Raw genomic sequence first — 19,623 nt, 5'->3', positions numbered from 1 at the left:
GGACCAACTTCCTCGGACTGACAGGCCAAGAACTGACAGGACTGAAAACGGATAACGGGGGCCGATGCGCCTGCCCCGAATACACGGAGTCGCGCTCCGCATACTCGGTTGAGCGTTCTCGGCCCCCGCCAGGGTACGACGGATCCGTGCTACCGCATACTTACTGGTCGCGGAACCTGACGATCTTGACGAACTCGTCGGCGTCCAGCGCCGCCCCGCCGACCAGAGCGCCGTCCACATCGGGCTGCGCCATGATCGCGGCGACATTCCCGGACTTGACCGAGCCGCCGTACTGGATGCGGACCCCGTCGGCCAGCTCCTGCGAGTACAGCTCGGCGAGCCGCGCGCGAATCGCCGCGCACACCTCCTGGGCGTCCTCGGGGGTGGCGACCTCGCCGGTGCCGATCGCCCACACCGGCTCGTACGCGATCACGACGGTCGCGGCCTGGTCGGCGGGAATGTCCTTGAGGCCGCCGTCCAGCTGGGCGAGCGTGTGCGGCACCTGCTGTCCGGCCTTGCGGACGTCGAGTCCCTCGCCGACACAGAGGATCGGGGTCAGACCGTGCTTGAAGGCGGCCTTCACCTTGGCGTTGCAGACCTCGTCCGACTCGGCGTGGTACTGCCGGCGCTCGGAGTGCCCGACGGCGACATAGGCGCACTTGAGCTTGGCGAGCATCGGGCCGGAGATCTCACCCGTGTACGCGCCGGAGTCGTACGCCGAGATGTCCTGGGCGCCGTACTTGATCTTGAGCTTGTCGCCGTCGACCAGGGTCTGTACGGACCGCAGGTCGGTGAAGGGCGCCAGGACGGCGACCTCGACGGCGTCGTAGTCCTTGTCCGACAGCGCGAAGGCGAGCTTCTGGGTGTGCGCGATGGCCTCAAGATGGTTGAGGTTCATCTTCCAGTTGCCCGCCATCAGCGGGGTGCGGCCGGTCTTTTCGGTGGAAGCGGTCATGAAGAGTTCAGTCCTCCAGTGCGGCGAGGCCGGGAAGCGTCTTGCCTTCGAGGTATTCGAGGCTCGCGCCGCCACCGGTCGAGATATGGCCGAATGCGTTCTCGTCGAAGCCGAGAATGCGGACGGCGGCGGCGGAGTCGCCACCGCCGACCACCGAGAAGCCCGGGGAGTCGACGAGCGCCTGGGCGACGGCGCGGGTGCCCTCGGCGTAGTCGGGGTGCTCGAAGACGCCCATCGGGCCGTTCCAGAAGACGGTGGCCGCGTCGGCGAGCTTCGAGGCGTAGAGCCGGCCGGTCTCGGGGCCGATGTCCAGGCCCATCCGTCCGGCGGGAATGGCGTCGGCGGCCACCGTCTCGGGGTGGGCGGGCGCCTTGGTCTTGAGGTCGGGGAACTCGGCGGCGACCAGGACGTCGACGGGGAGCACGAACTCCACGCCGCGCTCCTTCGCCCGCGTCAGGTACTCCTGGACGGCCGGGATCTGGTCCTCCTGGACGAGCGAGGAGCCGATCTCGTGGCCCTGCGCCTTGAGGAAGGTGAAGACCATGCCGCCGCCGACCAGGATGCGGTCGGCCCTCTCCAGCAGGTGGTCGATCACGGCGAGCTTGTCGGAGACCTTGGCACCGCCGAGAACGACCGCGTACGGCCGCTTCACGTCGTCGGTGAGCTTCTTGAGGACACCGACCTCGGTGGCGATCAGATAGCCGGCCGCGTGCGGCAGCCGGGCGGGCAGGTCGAAGACCGAGGCGTGCTTGCGGTGTACGGCGCCGAAGCCGTCACCCACGTACAGATCGGCCAGCCCGGCCAGTTCGTCGGCGAAGGCGCCGCGCTCGGCGTCGTCCTTCGAGGTCTCGCCCGCGTTGAAGCGGAGGTTCTCGATGACGGCGACCTCGCCGTCGGCGAGGGCCGCGACGCTCGCCCTGGCGGACTCGCCGACCGTGTCGGTCGCGAACGCCACGGGCGCGCCGAGGAGTTCACCGAGGCGCGCGGCGGCGGGGGCGAGCGAGAAAGCGGGGTCGGGCGCGCCCTTGGGGCGGCCCAGGTGCGAGGCGACGACGACGCGCGCGCCGGCCTCGGCCAGCTTGGCGATGGTCGGCGCGACGGCGCGGATCCGGCCGTCGTCGGTGATGGTGGTGCCGTCGAGCGGCACGTTGAGGTCGGCGCGGACGAGTACGCGCTTGCCCGCGACCCCGTCGGTGAGAAGTTCGTCGATCGTCTTCATCTGCTGCTGGACTCCTTGGGGATGTCTGGACAGGCCAACAGGGCTCGGACCGCGCCGCTGGAACATGTCCAGTGCGCCGCCCGAGCCCTGTCGCTCATGTCGAGGTGCCTACCGGCCCTGAATCAGAGCTGGCCGCCGACGAAGACGGTCAGGTCGACCAGACGGTTGGAGTAGCCCCACTCGTTGTCGTACCAGCCGATGATCTTCACGCTCTTGCCCTGGACCATGGTCAGGGAGGAGTCGAAGGTACAGGAGGCCGGCCAGTTGACGATGTCCGAGGAGACGATCGGGTCCTCGGTGTAGTCCAGGTAGCCCTTCAGCTCACCCTGCGAGGCCTTCTGGAACGCGGCGTTGACCTCTTCCTTGGTCACCACGCGCTCCGTCTCGACGACCAGGTCGGTGACGGATCCCGTCGGGACCGGCACCCGCATCGCCATGCCGTTGAGCTTGCCCGCCAGCTCCGGGATGACCAGGCCGAGGGCCTTGGCCGCACCGGTGCTCGCCGGAATGATGTTCTCGGCGGCGGCGCGGGCGCGACGCAGGTCCTTGTGCGGGAAGTCCTGGAGACGCTGGTCGCTGGTGTAGGCGTGGACCGTGGTCATCAGGCCCGAGACGATGCCGAAGTTCTCCAGGAGAACCTTGGCCATCGGCGCCACACAGTTGGTGGTGCAGGAGGCGTTGGAGATGATGTGGTGGTTCGCCGGGTCGTACTTGTCCTCGTTGACGCCGAGCACGATGGTGATGTCCTCGTCCGAGGCCGGAGCCGAGATGAGGACCTTCTTGGCGCCACCGGCGATGTGCTTCGCGGCGTCGGCCTTCTTGGTGAAGATGCCGGTCGACTCGATGACGATGTCGACGCCCAGCTCACCCCAGGGGATGTCGGCCGGGTCGCGCTCGGAGAGCACCTTGATGGTGTGACCGTCGACCGTGATCGTGTCGGCGGTGTGGGACACCTCGGCCTTGAGGCGGCCCAGGATGGTGTCGTACTTCAGCAGATGCGCCGTGGTCGCAGTGTCACCCAGGTCGTTGACAGCCACGATCTCGATGTCTGCACCCTGCTCCAGCAGCGCGCGGAAGTAGTTACGACCGATGCGGCCAAAGCCGTTGATGCCTACGCGGATCGTCACGAACCGATCTCCTCGTTGGTACGCCGGGTTTCGACGCCGGCGAGTTGTATGGGATGTCCCCGACCGCTTATGACCCTACCTCTCCACGGGCCGCGCGGTGACATCGAGTGGCCCCCGGAGCCGGCGCCCGCCCGCACCCGCCATTACCGGCGAGTACGGACAGACCCGGCGGCGCCGCGCACCGCGCCCGAACCGAGGTCCGCACGGGTGCGCGCGGATCCGTACGGGCGTACGCGCCGGGCCCGTACGGGCATCGCGACGGCGTGCGTACGGGCGCCCCGGCCGGATCCGCGCGGTGCGGCCCGGCCGGTGCGGCGTCAGCCGACGAGGCCGTCGGCCAGCTCCTCGCTGAGGTTGGACTCCGTGCCCGGAATCCCCAGGTCCTGGGCCCGCTTGTCGGCCATGGCCAGCAGCCGCCTGATCCGTCCGGCGACCGCGTCCTTGGTCAGCGGCGGGTCGGCGAGCGCGCCCAGCTCCTCCAGGGACGCCTGCTTGTGCTCCATCCGCAGCCGGCCGGCTGCGGCCAGGTGCTCGGGCACCTCCTCGGCCAGGATCTCCAGCGCGCGCTGCACCCGGGCTCCGGCGGCGACCGCCGCGCGGGCGGACCGGCGCAGATTCGCGTCGTCGAAGTTGGCCAGCCGGTTGGCCGTGGCGCGGACCTCGCGGCGCATCCGCCGCTCCTCCCAGGCCAGCACCGATTCGTGCGCCCCGAGCCGGGTCAGCAGCGCGCCGATCGCGTCCCCGTCCCGTACGACCACGCGGTCCACCCCGCGCACTTCGCGGGCCTTGGCGGCGATCTGGAGTCTGCGGGCCGCGCCGACCAGCGCGAGGGCGGCCTCGGGACCCGGGCAGGTCACCTCCAGGGAGGAGGAGCGGCCCGGCTCGGTGAGCGATCCGTGCGACAGGAACGCGCCGCGCCAGGCGGCCTCCGCGTCACAGGTGGCGCCGGAGACGACCTGTGGGGGAAGCCCGCGGATCGGGCGCCCCCTGCCGTCCACCAGACCGGTCTGCCGCGCCAGCTGATCACCGCCGGTGATCACCCGAACGACGTAACGGCTGCCGCGGCGCAGCCCGCCGGGGGCCATCACCACCAGCTCCGAGTTGTGCCCGAAGATCTCCAGGATGTCCTTGCGCAGTCGGCGCGCGGCGATGCTGGTGTCCAGCTCCGCTTCGATCACGATGCGGCCGCTCACCAGGTGCAGCCCGCCCGCGAACCGAAGGATCGCCGAAACCTCCGCCTTCCTGCAACACGTCCGGGTGACGGGGAGGCGGGCGATCTCGTCCTTCACCGCTGGCGTCATCGCCATGGGCCGATCCTTCCATGCATCCGAAAAATACGGTCGTACGCGGCTGCCAACAGCTCGGGATCATGGACCGGCGAACTGTCGGGCGCTGCCACCGGCGCCAGCTCGACCGCGGCACCGAACCGCTTCGCGGCATCGGAGAGAGATTCGCAGTCAGGCACGGCGGCCTCGTCGGCCAGCACCACGTCCAAGGCGAGTTTAGGGGCGTGTCGCCCCAAAACCTCCAAATGACGCTGCGGTGAGAAGCCATCGGTTTCACCGGGTTGCGGAGCGAGGTTCAGCGAGAGGACGCGTCGGGCCTTGGTCTCGACGAGCGCGTCGAGCAGCTCGGGCACCAGCAGATGTGGGATCACGGAGGAGAACCAGGAGCCGGGGCCGAGCACCACCCAGTCGGCGTCCATGACGGCGGCGACCGCTTCGGGGACGGCCGGGGGATCCTGCGGCACCAGATGGACGGACTGCACCTCGCCGCGGGTGAGCGCGACGGTCGCCTGGCCGCGTACGGTGTCGATCCGGTCGGGGAGGGCCGGGTCGTGCCCCCGTACGAGCGCCTGCAGCTCCAGCGGGACGGCGGACATGGGCAGCACCCGGCCGTGCGCGCCGAGGAGCTTGCCGACCAGGTCGAGGGCCTGGACATGGTCGCCGAGCTGCTCCCAGAGGGCGACGATCAGCAGATTGCCGACCGCGTGCTCGTGCAGGTCGCCCTGGGACTGGAAGCGGTGCTGGATGACCCGTGCCCAGGTCTGGCCCCAGTCGTCGTCCCCGCAGAGCGCGGCGAGGGCCTTGCGGAGATCGCCGGGCGGCAGGACGCCCAGCTCCTCCCGGAGCCGGCCGCTGGAGCCGCCGTCGTCCGCGACGGTGACGACCGCGGTGAGATCGCCGGTGATCCGGCGGAGCGCGGCGAGGGAGGCCGACAGGCCCATCCCCCCGCCGAGCGCGACGACCTTCGGCTGGGCGCCGCGCCCGCGCGCCGACAGCGTCGGGACACCCCGGCGCAGTCGGCGCATACGGAAGGTCCGTCCGGTCACTCGCGCCCCAGGTCCCGGTGGACGACCACGGTCTCGACGCCCTCCGCGGCGAGGCGCGCGCCGATCTTCTCGGACATCGCGACGGAACGGTGCTTGCCGCCGGTGCAGCCGACGGCGACGGTCACATAGCGCTTGCCCTCGCGGCGGTAGCCGGCGGCGATCAGCTGGAGCAGCTCGGTGTAGCGGTCGAGGAACTCCTTGGCGCCGGGCTGGTTGAAGACATACGTGGCCACCTCCTCGTTGAGCCCGGTGAAGGGGCGCAGCTCGGGGACCCAGTGCGGGTTGGGCAGGAAGCGGCAGTCCACCACCAGGTCGGCGTCGACCGGCAGCCCGTACTTGTAGCCGAAGGACATGACGGTGGCCCGCAGCTCCGGCTTCTCGTCGCCGGCGAACTGGGCGTCCATCTTGCTGCGCAGCTCGTGGACGTTGAGGTCGGAGGTGTCGATCACCAGGTCGGCGTCGCCGCGCAGCTCGCGCAGCAGATCGCGCTCCGCCTCGATGCCGTCGACGATCCGGCCGTCGCCCTGGAGGGGGTGCGGGCGGCGGACGGATTCGAAGCGGCGGACCAGCGCGTCGTCGGAGGACTCCAGGAAGACGATCCGCCGGGTGACCTCCTTGGCGTCGAGGTCGGCGAGGGATTCGCGGAGGTTGTCGAAGAAGCGCCGGCCACGGACGTCCACGACGACCGCGATCCGCGCCACGTTGCCCTGCGAGCGGGCGCCCAGCTCCACCATGGTGGGGATGAGCGCGGGCGGCAGGTTGTCCACGACGAACCAGCCGAGGTCCTCCAGGCACTTGGCCGCGGTGCTGCGGCCCGCGCCCGACATGCCGGAGATGATCACCAGCTCGGGGATGGCCGCCTCGACGGCGTCGCCGTTCTCCTTGGTGGTGCCCGTACCGCCTGCGCCCGTACCGCCCGTGCTCGTACTGCCCGTGCCTGTACTGCCCGTACTCACGTGCCCTGCTCCGTCCCGGTCGTGCTCAGTCATGCGTGGTGCCCCCGTTGTCTTCCATGATCTCTCCTGTTGCCGTGTTCACGGCGGGTGCCGCCGGGGCCGCGTCGGCGAAGGCCACGACAACCGACTCGGCCGTCTTGCGGCCGACGCCGGGCACCTCGCAGATCTGGTCGATTGTCGCCTGCCGCAGCCGCTTCACCGAGCCGAAATGCTTGATGAGGGCCTGCTTGCGGGACTCGCCCAGCCCGGCCACGTCGTCCAGCGGGCTGGTCCTGATGCGTTTGGCCCGTTTGGCGCGCTGATAGGTGATGGCGAAGCGGTGCGCCTCGTCGCGCACGCGCTGGAGCAGATAGAGCCCCTCGCTGGAGCGGGGCAGGACGACCGGGTCGCTCTCCCCCGGCACCCAGACCTCTTCGAGGCGCTTGGCCAGGCCGCAGACCGCGACATCGTCGATGCCCAGCTCGTCGAGGGCCCGCTGGGCGGCGGCGACCTGGGGCTGACCGCCGTCGACCACGACGAGCTGGGGCGGGTAGGCGAACCGCTTGGGCCGGCCGTCGTCCTCGGTGAGGGGCTCGGAGCCGGGCTGCTGATCGGGGCTGTCCGGCAGGGCGGCGCCGTCGGGCAGGGCGGCGGCGTCCGCGTCAGCGGGGATCTCCGGCTCGGTGGGGGTCTCCGGCTCGGTGGAGGTCTCCGGCTCCTCCGACCACTCGCCCGTGCGCTCCTTCTCCTGGAGGTAGCGCCGGAAGCGACGGGTGATCACCTCGTGCATCGACCGTACGTCGTCCTGGCCCTCGAACGTCTTGATCTGGAAGCGGCGGTACTCGCTCTTGCGGGCGAGGCCGTCCTCGAAGACCACCATGGACGCCACGACGTCGTCGCCCTGGAGGTGCGAGATGTCGAAGCACTCGATGCGCAGCGGCACGCTGTCCAGGTCGAGCGCCTGGGAGATCTCCTCCAGCGCGCGCGAGCGGGTGGTGAGGTCGCTGGCGCGCTTGGTCTTGTGCAGGACCAGGGACTGCTGCGCGTTGCGCGCGACCGTCACCATCAGGTCCTTCTTGTCGCCGCGCTGCGGGATGCGCAGCGAGACCTGGGCCCCCCTGCGCTCGCTCAGCCACTGGGCGAGGGCCTCGGTCTCGCCCTCGTCCCGGGGCAGCGCGGGGACGAGCACCTCCTTGGGCACGGCGTCGCCGCGCTCCTCCCCGTACAGCTGCTGGAGCGCGTGTTCCACCAGGCCCGCCGTCTCGACGGCCTCGACCTTGTCGGTGACCCAGCCGCGCTGGCCGCGGACCCGGCCGCCGCGGACGTGGAAGATCTGTACGGCGGCCTCCAGCTCGTCCTCGGCGACCGCGATCAGGTCGGCGTCGGTGGCGTCGGCCAGCACGACGGCGTTCTTCTCCATCGCGCGGCGCAGGGCGCCTATGTCGTCGCGCAGCCGGGCCGCCCTCTCGTACTCCATCTCCTCGGCCGCGTCCGTCATCCGCTTCTCCAGGCGGCGGAGGTACGTGCCGGTGCGGCCGGCCATGAAGTCGCAGAACTCCTCGGCCAGTTCGCGGTGCTCCTCGGGGGTGACCCGGCCCACGCAGGGCGCCGAGCACTTGTCGATATAGCCGAGGAGGCAGGGGCGGCCGGTCCGCGCCGCGTTCTTGAACACCCCGGCGGAGCAGGTCCGTACGGGAAAGACACGGAGCATCAGGTCGACGGTCTCGCGGATGGCCCAGGCGTGTCCGTACGGTCCGAAGTAGCGCACGCCCTTCTTCTTGGCGCCGCGCATCACCTGGACCCGGGGGAACTCCTCGTTCAGCGTGACGGCGAGGGACGGATAGCTCTTGTCGTCGCGGTACTTGACGTTGAACCGGGGGTCGTACTCCTTGATCCAGGAGTACTCCAGCTGGAGCGCCTCGACCTCGGTGGAGACGACGGTCCACTCGACGGAGGCGGCGGTGGTGACCATGGAGCGGGTGCGCGGATGCAGACCCGCCAGGTCCTGGAAGTAGCTGGCGAGCCGCTGACGCAGGCTTTTCGCCTTCCCGACGTAGATCACCCGGCGGTGGTCGTCGCGGAATTTGTAGACCCCCGGCGAGTCGGGGATCTGTCCCGGCTTGGGGCGGTAGCTGGAGGGGTCGGCCATACACTCCACCCTACTGTCGGGCACCGACAGCGGGGTGGTGCAGGGCGGTGCGAGGTGAACGGCTCACGCCGTCAGCTCCGCGGGCCTCAGTTCTGCGGCCCTCAGCTCCGCCGGCCTCAGCTCCGCGGGCCCGCGACGAGCTTCCCGCCCGCGGCCGTCACCGGCACCTCGGGCAGCGGCGCGGTCGCCGGGCCGTGGAGCACCTCTCCGGTGGTGACGTCGAACTTGCTGCCGTGGCACGGGCAGTCCCCCACGGTGCCCTCCAGCTTCTCCAGGAGGCAGCCCGCGTGGGTGCACTGCGCGCTGAACGCCTTGTACTGGCCCTTCGCCGGGCAGCTGACCACGACGCGCTGCTCCTTGTAGAGCTTGGCGCCCCCGACCGGCACCTCGGACGCCTCGCCCAGATCGACCGGCGCGGTGGGCGTGGGGGTCTCCGCGTGGCCGAGCTTCGAATCGGTGGAACAGGCGGCCACTCCCAGCCCGGCCACCCCGGCGAGGGCTGCGCCCTTCAGCACGGTACGGCGGGGGGCTGACGGGCCGGCCATGGTGTCTCCACTGGTCAGGGGGTCGGTGACATACCTGACGATACCGGTGCCCTCCCGGCGGCCGGTCAGGGGCCGCCCTCTGCGGCCCCCTCGCTCCCGGGAGCGGGAGCGGCAGGGGGAGCCGGGGCGGAGCCGGGAGCGGGCTCGGGAGCCGGGGCGGGCGCGGGCGGGGAAGCGGGCGCGGGCGCGCCCCCGGTGCCGCTCCCGCCCGTCCGGCGGTGGCTGGAGATCCGCCGCAGCACTTCGACGGCGTCCTCGATGCGGTGCGCGGCCACCCCGTCGAGGCTCTCCGCCAGCGACGCCTGGGAGGCGCGGTCGACGCGCGCCAGGGTGTCCGACCCCAGCGGGGTGGGCGTGATCCGCCGCGCGCGGCGGTCCGCCGGTTCCAGCACGCGTTCGACCAGACCTTGTCGTTCGAGTTCCCGTACCTGCCGGGTGACATGGGGGGTACGGACCCCCAGCCGCTCCGCGATCCGTCCGATCCGCAGGGGCTGCCCCTCCTCCACCAGCACGCGCAGGAGGGCGAGCCCGGCGCGGTCGACCGGCATTCCGGCCATGGCGACGATCCGCTCGTGGGTCCGGGGGCGGGTGAGGTCGTAGGCGAGCGCGGACAGCAGCGCCTGCAGCTCGGCGATGCCGCGTCCCGTCCGGTCGGATGAACCGTGCACCCGGTCCATCATGCCGGAGACCGCGCGCGCCGCGGAGTGCCGGGACGCGCCGGGGCGCTGCCCCCCGGGAGCGGCGGGCGCGGAGATGGCCGAAGACGTACTTGTCCTATACACGCACCGAGGAGACGCTACTTAAGGTAACTAACTTCAGACCCGCACCGGTATCCGCGGAGAAGTGGAGAAATCCCATGCGTATCGCGATCGACGAGGACAAGTGCTGCGGCGCGGGACAGTGCGTTCTCGCGGCCGACGACCTCTTCGACCAGCGGGACGAGGACGGCGTCGTCGTCCTGCTCGATCCCGCGCCGCCCGCCGACGCCCTCGACCGGGCGCGGGAGGCCGCGACGCTGTGCCCGGCCGCCGCCATCGAGGTCAGCGCCTGACCCCCGCACGACCAGCCACCCCCTACTGCCCGGAGGAAGCGTCATGCCCGAGACGGCCGTCCCCACCTTTCCGCTGAGCCGCGCGTCCGGCTACCCCTTCGACCCCCCACCGCAGTACGCGACGCTGCGCGAAGAGGCACCGGTCTCCCCGATCCGTCTCTGGAACGGGCAGGTCGCCTGGCTGCTGACGCGTTACGCGGACCAGCGCGCCGTACTCGCCGATCCGCGGTTCAGCGCCGACGTCACCCGTCCGGGACACCCGGCCCAGAGCGCGGGCGTGGAGGCCAGCCGCAACCTCGACCGGCTGCCGTTCATCGCCCGGGACGACCCCGAGCACAACCATCAACGGCTCATGTTCACCGCCCACTTCACGGTCAAGCGCGTCGCCGCCATGAGGCCCCGTATCCAGGAGATCATCGACCGGCTCCTGGACGACATGGAGGCGGCCGGCCCGCCGGCCGACCTGGTGAGCGCGTTCGCCCTGCCGATGCCCTCGCTCGTCATCAGCGAACTCCTCGGCGTCCCCCACCGGGACCGCGGTCTCTTCCAGCGCGCCGCGCGCGCCCTGGTCACCCTCGACAGCACACCGGAACAGGCCAGGGCGGCCTCCGGGGAACTCGCCGCCTATCTGGACGAGCTGATCACCGTCAAGGAGCGCGAGCCCGCCGACGATCTGCTCAGCACTCTGGTCGTGGAGCGGGTGCGCACCGGCGAACTGGACCGGAGGCATCTGGTCGAGAACGCGATCCTGCTGCTGAGCGCGGGCCACGAGACCACCGCGAACATGACCGCCCTGGGCACCCTCGCCCTGCTCCACCACCCCGAACAGCTCGCCACCGTCCGGGACAGCGACGACCCCGCCCGCGTCGCCAACGCCGTGGAGGAGCTGCTGCGTTATCTCACCATCACCCACAGCGGGCGGCGCCGCGTGGCCACCGAGGACGTGGAGATCGCCGGCACGGTCGTCCGCGCGGGTGAGGGGGTCGTCCTCGCCAATGACGCCGGGAACCGGGACGGGACCGTCTTCCCCGACCCCGACCGTCTCGACATAGACCGGCCCGAGGTGCGCCGCCACATGGCCTTCGGCCACGGCAGCCATCAGTGCCTCGGCCAGAATCTGGCCCGCGCCGAGCTGCAACTCGCCTATCCGGCCCTGCTGCGGCGCTTCCCCGGCCTGCGCACCACCGTCCCCGACGGCGAACTCCGCTTCAAGGAGGACATGCTCGTGTACGGCGTCCACGAACTCCCCGTCGCCTGGTAGGGCCACTGCCCCGTCCGTCCCGTCCCGTCCACCCGTGGGGCGGACGGAACGGGACGGCCTCGCGTCAGGAGCGGCGCGAGCCGGTGGCGGACTTCTTGGCCGGTGCCTTCTTGGCGGCGGCCGTCGTCTTCACCGCGGCCGGCTTCACGGCGGCCGGCTTCTTGGCCGCGGTCGCCTTCTTGGCCGCCGTCTTCCTCGCCGGGGCCTTCTTCGCAGGGACCGCCGCGTCGCTGATGCGCTCGGCGTCCAGGATGTCGCGCAGGAACTTGCCGGTGTGGCTGGCCGGGACCCCGGCCACCTGCTCCGGGGTGCCTTCGGCGACGACCAGGCCGCCTCCGTTGCCGCCCTCGGGACCCATGTCGATCACCCAGTCCGCCGTCTTGATGACGTCCAGGTTGTGCTCGATGACGATCACCGAGTTGCCCTTTTCGACCAGCCCCGACAGCACGGTGATCAGCTTGCTGATGTCCTCGAAGTGCAGACCGGTCGTCGGCTCGTCCAGGACGTAGACCGTACGGCCCGTGGAGCGCTTCTGCAGCTCGCTCGACAGCTTCACGCGCTGGGCCTCGCCGCCCGAGAGGGTCGGCGCGGACTGGCCGAGCCGGACATAGCCGAGTCCGACCTCGTTGAGCGTCCGGAGGTGGCGCGAGATGGTGGGAACGGCCTCGAAGAAGTCCAGCGCCTCCTCGATCGGCATGTCCAGCACCTCGGCGATGGACTTGCCCTTGTAGTGGACCTCCAGCGTCTCCCGGTTGTAGCGCGCCCCGTGGCAGACCTCGCACGGAACGTAGACGTCCGGCAGGAAGTTCATCTCGATCTTGATGGTGCCGTCGCCCGAGCAGTTCTCGCAGCGGCCGCCCTTGACGTTGAAGGAGAAGCGCCCGGGGAGGTAGCCGCGGACCTTCGCCTCCATCGTCTCCGCGAAGAGCTTGCGGACATGGTCGAAGACACCGGTGTACGTGGCCGGGTTGGACCGGGGCGTCCGGCCGATGGGCGACTGGTCGACATGGACGACCTTGTCGACCAGGTGGTCGCCGTCGACCCGGGTGTGCCGGCCGGGCACCGACTTGGCGCCGTTCAGCTCGCGCGCCAGATGCGTGTAGAGGATGTCGTTGACCAGCGTCGACTTGCCGGAGCCCGAGACCCCGGTGATCGCGGTGAACACCCCCAGCGGGAAGGAGACGTCGATGTCCCGCAGGTTGTTCTCCCGGGCACCGTGCACCGTGAGCCGACGTGCCGGGTCGACGGGGCGGCGGATGTCCGGGGTCGGGATGGACCGCTTGCCGGAGAGGTACTGGCCGGTCATCGACTCCTTGTTGGCCAGCAGGCCCTTCAACGGGCCCGAGTGGACGACCTTGCCGCCGTGCTCACCCGCGCCGGGGCCGATGTCGACCACCCAGTCGGCCACCTTGATGGTGTCCTCGTCGTGCTCCACGACGATCAGGGTGTTGCCCATGTCCCGCAGCCGGACCAGGGTCTCGATGAGCCGGTGGTTGTCCCGCTGGTGCAGACCGATGGACGGCTCGTCCAGGACGTACAGCACGCCCACCAGACCCGAGCCGATCTGGGTGGCGAGCCGGATGCGCTGTGCCTCGCCGCCGGAGAGGGTGCCGGCCGCGCGGTTGAGCGAGAGGTAGTCGAGGCCGACGTCGACCAGGAATTTCAGCCGCTCGTTGACCTCCTTGAGCACCCGCTCGGCGATCTTCTTGTCGCGCGCGTTGAGCGTGAGCCTGCTGAGGAAGTCGGCGCAGTCGCTGATGGACAGCGCGGAGACCTCGGCGATGGACTTGTCCATCACCGTGACCGCGAGGACGATCGGCTTGAGCCGGGTGCCGTCACAGGTCGGGCAGGGCACCTCGCGCATATAGCCCTCGAAGCGCTCCCTGCTGGTGTCGCTCTCGGCCTCGGTATGACGCCTCTTGACGAAGGAGACCGCGCCCTCGAAGGCGGGGGTGGTGTAGGCGCGCTCGCGCCCGTACCGGTTGCGGTAGCGGACCTCGACCTGCGTCTTGTGCCCGTGGAGCAGCGCCTTCTTGGCGCGCTGGGGCAGTCCGGCCCACGGGATGTCCGTACGGAAGCCGAGGGCCTTGGCGAGGCCGCCGATCATCCGGCCGAAGTACTCCTTGGTGTGGCCGTGGGACCAGGGGTGGATCGCGCCCTCGTCGAGGGACTTGTCCTCGTCGGGGACGATCAGCTCCGGGTCGACCTCCATGCGCGTCCCGATGCCGGTGCAGTCGGGGCAGGCGCCGAAGGGGGAGTTGAAGGAGAAGGAGCGGGGCTCCAGCTCCTCGAAGGAGAGGTCGTCGTACGGGCAGTACAGATGCTCGGAGTACATCCGCTCGCGCTCGGGGTCGTCCTCGGGGAGGTCGACGAAGTCGAGCACGACCATGCCGCCGGAGAGCCCGAGGGCCGTCTCGACGGAGTCGGTGAGCCGGCGCTTCGCGCTGTCCTTCACCGTGAGGCGGTCGACGACCACCTCGATGGTGTGCTTCTCCTGCTTCTTCAGCGTGGGCGGCTCGGTGAGCTGGACGGTCTGCCCGTCGACCCTGGCCCGGCTGTACCCCTTGGTCTGGAGGTCGGAGAAGAGGTCGACGAACTCGCCCTTGCGCTCGCGCACCAGCGGCGAGAGCACCTGGAAGCGGCTGCCCTCGGGCAGCTCCAGGACCCGGTCCACGATGGCCTGCGGCGACTGGCGGGAGATCGGCCGCGCGCACTGGGGACAGTGCGGCTTGCCGATCCGGGCGAAGAGCAGCCGGAGGTAGTCGTAGACCTCGGTGATCGTGCCGACCGTCGAGCGCGGGTTGCGCGAGGTCGACTTCTGGTCGATGGAGACGGCCGGGGAGAGCCCTTCGATGAAGTCGACGTCCGGCTTGTCCATCTGGCCGAGGAACTGCCGGGCGTACGAGGAGAGCGACTCCACGTACCGGCGCTGCCCCTCGGCGAAGATCGTGTCGAACGCGAGAGAGGACTTGCCCGACCCGGAGAGCCCGGTGAAGACGATGAGTGAGTCACGGGGGAGGTCGAGCGAGACGTTCTTGAGATTGTGCTCGCGCGCGCCACGGACGATGAGACGGTCGGCCACGCCGGTCCGCACCTTTCTGAAGAGAGACAGGGGCAAAGCCCCCGCCCGGACCTGTCGGGTCCGGGCCTCGGGGATCGCCGGAACGAATGAATCGCCAAGCGGTGGATCGCCGGGCTTCGGGGCCGGGCTCGGGAGCGCCGGTGGAATTGCCTACATGCCAGGATGCCTCTTCCGAGCTTATAGCACGTACATTCGATTTGCGGCGGCCCTCCGTCGTCTTCACCCGATCGAGTGGCGGCGCTATCGTCGGCGGCATGATCGATCACGCGCGGGACCTGGAATCCCTACGGGAAGCGACCGACCGACTCCTCGGCGCGGCCGCCGCACTGGACAACGCCGCCGTCGCCGAGCCGTCACGGCTGCCGGGCTGGAGCCGTGGTCACGTACTGGCGCACATCGCCAGGAACGCGGACGCGCTGGCGAATGTTCTGGAGGGCCGGCCGATGTACACGGACAGCACGACCCGTGACGCGGACATCGAGCGGGACGCTCCCCGGCCCCTCGCGGTCCAGCTCGACGACGTACGTAACACCGCGGACGGTTTCCGGCATTCCGCGGCCCGCTCCGTCGACTGGAGCCGGGTGGTCACGTTGCGCAACGGCGTGACGGACACGGCAGCCCGGGTGCCCTTCCGCCGCTGGATCGAGGTCGAGCTGCACCATGTCGACCTGGGGCTGGGCAGCGAGCTGGAAGATCTCTCCGCGGAGTTCACCGAACGGGAGATCGGCTTCCTGGCGGAGCGCTTCTCGGGGAACCCCGCGGTGCCGGCGCTGACACTGAGCGCGCCGGACGGGCGGACCTGGCGCACCGGCCGCCGGGAGGGCGCAGCGCTCGCGGTGACCGGCCCCGCGCCCGACCTGCTGGGCTGGCTGGCGGGCCGGCGCGACGGGGCCGCGCTGGACCTCGCGGGCGGGGAGCTGCCCGTACTTCCGCCGCTTTAGATCGGCCGTCCCAGCGGTCTCGTGTGAGAGGCCACGCGCCGGTTATAGGCTGCGCGGCATGACATACAGCGGAGCGGTGAAGGTCGGCGGACCGGCGGACGTGCATGAACTGCCCGCCCTGATGATCTCCAAGGTCGCCGTCGGGCCGATGGAGAACAACGCCTATCTGCTGCGCTGCCGGGCCACCGGCGCGCAGTTGCTGATCGACGCGGCCAATGACGCGCCGACCCTGCTGACCCTGATCGGCGCCGACGGCATCGCGTCCGTCGTCACCACCCATCGCCACGGCGACCACTGGCAGGCACTGGCCGAGGTCGTGGCGGCCACGGGCGCCACGACGTACGCCGGCCGGTACGACGCGGAGGGCATCCCCGTACCCACCGATGTGCCGGTCGCCGACGGGGACACCGTCAGGGTCGGGGAGATCGGGCTCAGGGCGCTGCACCTGGTGGGCCACACCCCCGGGTCGATCGCGCTGGTCTACGACGATCCGCACGGTCACGCGCATGTCTTCACGGGTGACTGCCTCTTCCCGGGCGGCCCGGGGAAGACGGCGGGTCCCGCCGAGTTCACCAGCCTGCTGGACGGGCTCGAAGCGAAGATCTTCGACACCCTGCCGGACGAGGCGTGGATCTATCCGGGCCACGGCGACGACTCCACGCTCGGCGCCGAGCGCCCGCACCTGGCCGAGTGGCGGGCGCGGGGCTGGTAGGCGCGGGACCGGTGGTCGCGGACCGGCCGGTCACGGTCACGCGGGGCGAGTGGCGGCTCTGACACTCGCCCCGCGCTTCTGACCGCGTGGGTCAGACCTGGATGCTGTCCTTGCCGGACTCGCCGCCGCCCTGGTCGCCGCCGTCCGCCTCGGCCGCCTCGCGCTCCGCCTGCTTCTTGGAGGCGATGAGGCTGGTGATCGTGGTGACGACCAGCACACCGCAGATGACCGCCAGCGAGACCGGTATGGAGATCTCGGGGACGTGCACCCCGGACTCGTGCAGCGCGTGGAGCACCAGCTTCACACCGATGAAGCCGAGGATCACCGACAGGCCGTAGCTGAGGTGCACCAGCTTCTTGAGCAGACCGCCGATCAGGAAGTAGAGCTGCCGCAGGCCCATCAGGGCGAACGCGTTGGCGGTGAAGACGATGTACGGGTCCTGGGTGAGACCGAAGATCGCGGGGATGGAGTCCAGAGCGAAGAGCACATCGGTGGTCCCGATGGCGAGCATGACCACCATCAGCGGGGTCAGGATCCGCTTGCCGTTGGCCCGGATGAAGAGCTTGGTGCCGTGGTAGCGGTCGGCGACGCCGAAGCGCTTCTCGATGGACTTCAGGAGGCGGTTCTCCTCGAACTCCTCTTCCTCCTCGTCCGAGCGCGCCTCCTGGATGAGCTTCCAGGCGGTGTACATCAGGAACGCGCCGAAGATGAAGAAGACCCACGAGAAGCTGGCGATGATGGCGGCGCCGGCGGCGATGAACACGGCCCGCAGGACCAGGGCTATCAGCACCCCGACCAGCAGCACACGCTGCTGGAGATGGGTGGGCACCGAGAACTTCGCCATGATCAGGACGAAGACGAAGAGGTTGTCGACGCTGAGCGACTTCTCGGTGATGAAGCCCGCGAAGAACTCTCCGGAAGCCTGTGCCGTACCGAACAGCATCAGGCCGAGGCCGAACAGCGCGGCGAGGGCGATCCAGACGACCGTCCAGATACCGGCTTCCCTCATCGACACGTCATGGGGCTTGCGCCCGATGAAGAAGTCGACGGCGATCAGGGCGGACAGACCAAGAATGGTCAGCACCCACAGGTTCAACGAGACGTCCACTGTTCCTCCGGCTTGGTACGGCAACTGATCAGCGTTGTCCGCTGCCGGAGGTCTCCTCCACCCGGGCGGCTCAGCCGCGTACCGGGCCGACGCCCCGGGACCGATGGCGGTCCGTATTGACGGGTACGTCGCGATGGTGGGAGTACTCCCCTCCGCTGCGAAAACAGTACAGCAAAACCCAAGAGAAGGTAAAGAGAAAGGTAAAGAAGACCCAAGTATGCAGGTCAGCGCCGGGGGGCGCGACGTTTTTGCGCCACTTGGCGCAAAACGCGATCCAGTATCCCGCTGCCCGGAGGGACCACCGGCGGCTCGTACGTCCACGCGTGGCCGACCCAGGGATCCGCCAGGTGATCATCGGGGACGGGGGTGATCCGGAGCAGCGACCGCCACAGCGGATCCAGCACCGGTCCGTAACCGCTCGCGTCCTCGCGGTCCGCGACCATCATCAGATGGACGCCGACGGCGGGCCCCTCGTCGGCGAGGTAGCGCAGCTGGGTCACCGTGCGGTCGTCGAAGCCGTGCGGGAAGTCGTGGACGATCAGCAGCTGCTCCGCCGGGTCCAGATCCGGCGGCAGCGACTCGGCGGCGCCGCCGCGCACCGCCATCTGCACCAGGTCCACCCGCCGGGTGAGCCGCGCGAGGAGCGCCGCCACTCCCCCGGCCCCGGTGGCCGGCGGCCCGTCGAGCACTCCGGCGGCCGTGAGCGGCGCCAGGGCGGCGGTCGCGGAGCCGGCCGGGTCGATCACCTGGACGGTGAACGCGCCGGGCGGATGGACCGCGAGAAGGCGCGCGGCGTGCGAGACCGCCGTGTCCATGGCCGACCGGCGCGGGTCGGCCGCCGGGGCCACCGCGGGGCCGGAGCGGCCGCTGTCGATCCACAGCCCGCGCTCCAGCGGCAGCCGCACCAGCATCGGGATCCGCAGCCCGGGGCGCTCGGGCAGCCGGAGATCGCCCAGGCGCAGCGCCATCGGGGCCTCCCGGGGCACCTGGTAGTCCTGCCAGCAGGCGCTGTCCCAGCGCGCGTACGCCGGTGGCAGGGCGGGCTCGACGACCTCGGACTCGGCGGCGAGCCGGTCGAGGTCGCGGTCGAGAACGGTGCGGGCCCGCCCGGCCAGCTCGTCGTGCGCGGCGCGGGCCCGCGCGCGGGCCGCCTCGCCCGCCCCGCCGGTCCGGCCGCGCGGGTCGGCGAGGAGGCGGTCCAGCTCCTGGTCCATCCGGGACTCGGCGAAACCCGTCGCGCTCCGGTACGCGGCGACGGAGCGGGCGAGGTCCTCGAACATGCCCCAGACCTGGTTGTAGAGGCGCTCGTCCATGGTCCAGCCGCCGGCGTCGCCCGCCACCGGGCGGGGCGGCTCACCGGGCCCTGACGGCGGGGCGGACGCCTCGGCCGGGGACGAGGTCGCGGGCGGGGTCGCGGGCGAGGTCGCGGGAGTGGCGGTGAGCCTCGGCCGGCCCGGGTGGATGTAGTTCACGGCGCCGGGGCGGCGCGCTCCGTCGGGCGTTCCCGGCCCGGGCCCGGCTTCCCGCACGGCACGGGCCGGGTGGCGGCCGGCCGCCTCCTGGATTCCGGCGGCTGTCTCGCGGGCGCCGGGCACTCCCTGGTCGGCGAGGAGTTCCCCGAGGCCGCCCGCGTATCCCTGGCCGACCGCGCGGACCTTCCAGCCGCCGTGACGGCGGTACAGCTCCAGCGCGATGACGGCGGACTCGGCGTCCAGTCCGGTCAGGGTGAAGCCGGCGATCTCGGCGCCGTCAGCGGAGGCGACCACGGCGGAGGGGGCGGCGGCGGCGCCGAAGCGGTCGGGCCCGCCGACGCCCTCGGGGAGCGCGAGCACCACCCGTACCAGCTGTACCGGTGCGGGTACGGCTTCCAGATCGATGTGGAAGCGGGGGCCGGTGGCGGCCCGGCGGGAGACCTCGACGCCCGGCAGGGCGGGTGAGCCGGGGTGGGCCACCGAGTCGGTCCCCGGCGCGTCACCCCGTTCGTCGCCGAACGTGGCACAGGCCAGGACGGGGACACCGGCCGTCACCCGTATCTCCAGTCGGGTGTGCGGCAGGGGATGGTTCTGCCCCCGGACCAGCTCGGCGGTCATCGCCTCTGTCCCCTCGTCGGCTGTGGCGGTACGGGTGTGGCGGTACTGGTGTGGCGGTACGGGGCGCCACGGCAGCGGCGCGGCCCCCGGCGGATCGCGCGAGGCGACCGGTCGCC

General features: G+C 70.9%; 16 protein-coding genes. 4 read left to right on the top strand and 12 right to left on the bottom strand.

The window, feature by feature from the left end; translation table 11 throughout:
• Nucleotides 1–160 precede the first annotated feature (160 nt).
• The 9 genes from tpiA to OG627_RS27115 all read right to left on the bottom strand — a co-directional run bounded on the left by tpiA (nucleotide 161) and on the right by OG627_RS27115 (nucleotide 9,930).
• Entirely contained in the window at nucleotides 161–955 is a 795-nt protein-coding gene (gene tpiA / locus OG627_RS27155; RefSeq protein WP_329069425.1) for a triose-phosphate isomerase, read from the bottom strand.
• A 7-nt stretch (nucleotides 956–962) separates the two neighbouring features.
• Entirely contained in the window at nucleotides 963–2,174 is a 1,212-nt protein-coding gene (locus OG627_RS27150; protein WP_329069423.1) for a phosphoglycerate kinase, read from the bottom strand.
• A gap of 122 nt (nucleotides 2,175–2,296) precedes the next feature.
• Nucleotides 2,297–3,301: a type I glyceraldehyde-3-phosphate dehydrogenase gene (gene gap / locus OG627_RS27145; RefSeq protein WP_329069421.1), complete on the bottom strand. Its 1,005-nt coding sequence runs from the start codon at nucleotides 3,299–3,301 to the stop codon at nucleotides 2,297–2,299.
• Between the two features lie 317 nt (nucleotides 3,302–3,618).
• On the bottom strand, nucleotides 3,619–4,608 hold the full coding sequence (whiA, locus tag OG627_RS27140) for a DNA-binding protein WhiA (RefSeq protein ID WP_329069419.1): 990 nt from the start codon (nucleotides 4,606–4,608) through the stop codon (nucleotides 3,619–3,621).
• Nucleotides 4,599–5,633 (bottom strand): gluconeogenesis factor YvcK family protein, encoded by a 1,035-nt coding sequence (locus OG627_RS27135; RefSeq protein ID WP_329069417.1) that lies wholly within the window; start codon nucleotides 5,631–5,633, stop codon nucleotides 4,599–4,601. The genes whiA and OG627_RS27135 overlap by 10 nt, the downstream gene beginning before the upstream one ends.
• Nucleotides 5,630–6,622, bottom strand: a complete 993-nt coding sequence (gene rapZ, locus OG627_RS27130) for an RNase adapter RapZ (RefSeq protein ID WP_329069415.1) — start codon at nucleotides 6,620–6,622, stop codon at nucleotides 5,630–5,632. The genes OG627_RS27135 and rapZ overlap by 4 nt, the downstream gene beginning before the upstream one ends.
• Nucleotides 6,615–8,717 (bottom strand): excinuclease ABC subunit UvrC, encoded by a 2,103-nt coding sequence (uvrC, locus tag OG627_RS27125; RefSeq protein WP_329069413.1) that lies wholly within the window; start codon nucleotides 8,715–8,717, stop codon nucleotides 6,615–6,617. Before uvrC ends, rapZ begins: the two co-directional genes overlap by 8 nt.
• Before the next feature lie 116 nt (nucleotides 8,718–8,833).
• Nucleotides 8,834–9,262: a Rieske (2Fe-2S) protein gene (locus tag OG627_RS27120; protein ID WP_329069411.1), complete on the bottom strand. Its 429-nt coding sequence runs from the start codon at nucleotides 9,260–9,262 to the stop codon at nucleotides 8,834–8,836.
• Between the two features lie 65 nt (nucleotides 9,263–9,327).
• The gene (locus tag OG627_RS27115) at nucleotides 9,328–9,930 is read right to left on the bottom strand and encodes a MarR family winged helix-turn-helix transcriptional regulator (protein ID WP_329069409.1); all 603 of its coding nucleotides are present in this window, start codon (nucleotides 9,928–9,930) and stop codon (nucleotides 9,328–9,330) included.
• A gap of 188 nt (nucleotides 9,931–10,118) precedes the next feature.
• Here OG627_RS27115 and OG627_RS27110 point away from each other — a divergent pair, with 188 nt between their 5' ends.
• Nucleotides 10,119–10,313 carry a ferredoxin gene (locus tag OG627_RS27110; RefSeq protein ID WP_329069407.1) on the top strand — a complete coding sequence of 65 codons (195 nt, stop codon included), beginning with the start codon at nucleotides 10,119–10,121 and terminating at the stop codon, nucleotides 10,311–10,313.
• A 43-nt stretch (nucleotides 10,314–10,356) separates the two neighbouring features.
• The gene (locus OG627_RS27105; protein ID WP_329069405.1) at nucleotides 10,357–11,574 is read left to right on the top strand and encodes a cytochrome P450; all 1,218 of its coding nucleotides are present in this window, start codon (nucleotides 10,357–10,359) and stop codon (nucleotides 11,572–11,574) included.
• Between the two features lie 64 nt (nucleotides 11,575–11,638).
• Here OG627_RS27105 and uvrA read toward each other — a convergent pair whose 3' ends face one another.
• Nucleotides 11,639–14,656, bottom strand: a complete 3,018-nt coding sequence (gene uvrA / locus OG627_RS27100; protein ID WP_329069404.1) for an excinuclease ABC subunit UvrA — start codon at nucleotides 14,654–14,656, stop codon at nucleotides 11,639–11,641.
• Nucleotides 14,657–14,910: 254 nt separating this feature from the next.
• Between uvrA and OG627_RS27095 the strand changes: the two genes are divergently transcribed.
• Nucleotides 14,911–15,597, top strand: coding sequence for a maleylpyruvate isomerase family mycothiol-dependent enzyme (locus tag OG627_RS27095; protein WP_329069401.1), 687 nt, complete (start codon nucleotides 14,911–14,913; stop codon nucleotides 15,595–15,597).
• A gap of 58 nt (nucleotides 15,598–15,655) precedes the next feature.
• Nucleotides 15,656–16,309, top strand: coding sequence for an MBL fold metallo-hydrolase (locus OG627_RS27090; RefSeq protein ID WP_329069399.1), 654 nt, complete (start codon nucleotides 15,656–15,658; stop codon nucleotides 16,307–16,309).
• A 91-nt stretch (nucleotides 16,310–16,400) separates the two neighbouring features.
• Here the strand turns inward: OG627_RS27090 and OG627_RS27085 are convergent, their stop codons facing one another.
• Together OG627_RS27085 and OG627_RS27080 are read right to left on the bottom strand one after the other, a co-directional pair.
• Nucleotides 16,401–17,417, bottom strand: coding sequence for a TerC family protein (locus OG627_RS27085; RefSeq protein WP_329069398.1), 1,017 nt, complete (start codon nucleotides 17,415–17,417; stop codon nucleotides 16,401–16,403).
• A 224-nt stretch (nucleotides 17,418–17,641) separates the two neighbouring features.
• Complete coding sequence (locus OG627_RS27080) at nucleotides 17,642–19,507, bottom strand: TerD family protein (protein WP_329069396.1); 1,866 nt, start codon at nucleotides 19,505–19,507, stop codon at nucleotides 17,642–17,644.
• Nucleotides 19,508–19,623 lie beyond the last annotated feature (116 nt).

Source organism: Streptomyces sp. NBC_01429 (assembly GCF_036231945.1).
In the GTDB taxonomy this organism is placed as follows: domain Bacteria; phylum Actinomycetota; class Actinomycetes; order Streptomycetales; family Streptomycetaceae; genus Streptomyces.
The sequence above is the reverse complement of the archived record's forward strand: the minus strand, read 5'-3'. Positions and strand labels throughout refer to the sequence as shown.

Coding starts and splice junctions, on each gene's coding strand:
- OG627_RS27110 (WP_329069407.1), top strand. CDS start 10,119: ATGCGTATCGCGATCGACGAGGACAAGTGCTGCGGCGCGGGACAGTGC.
- whiA (WP_329069419.1), bottom strand. CDS start 4,608: ATGGCGATGACGCCAGCGGTGAAGGACGAGATCGCCCGCCTCCCCGTC.
- OG627_RS27105 (WP_329069405.1), top strand. CDS start 10,357: ATGCCCGAGACGGCCGTCCCCACCTTTCCGCTGAGCCGCGCGTCCGGC.
- rapZ (WP_329069415.1), bottom strand. CDS start 6,622: ATGACTGAGCACGACCGGGACGGAGCAGGGCACGTGAGTACGGGCAGT.
- OG627_RS27095 (WP_329069401.1), top strand. CDS start 14,911: ATGATCGATCACGCGCGGGACCTGGAATCCCTACGGGAAGCGACCGAC.
- OG627_RS27080 (WP_329069396.1), bottom strand. CDS start 19,507: ATGACCGCCGAGCTGGTCCGGGGGCAGAACCATCCCCTGCCGCACACC.
- tpiA (WP_329069425.1), bottom strand. CDS start 955: ATGACCGCTTCCACCGAAAAGACCGGCCGCACCCCGCTGATGGCGGGC.
- OG627_RS27150 (WP_329069423.1), bottom strand. CDS start 2,174: ATGAAGACGATCGACGAACTTCTCACCGACGGGGTCGCGGGCAAGCGC.
- OG627_RS27120 (WP_329069411.1), bottom strand. CDS start 9,262: ATGGCCGGCCCGTCAGCCCCCCGCCGTACCGTGCTGAAGGGCGCAGCC.
- uvrC (WP_329069413.1), bottom strand. CDS start 8,717: ATGGCCGACCCCTCCAGCTACCGCCCCAAGCCGGGACAGATCCCCGAC.
- OG627_RS27090 (WP_329069399.1), top strand. CDS start 15,656: ATGACATACAGCGGAGCGGTGAAGGTCGGCGGACCGGCGGACGTGCAT.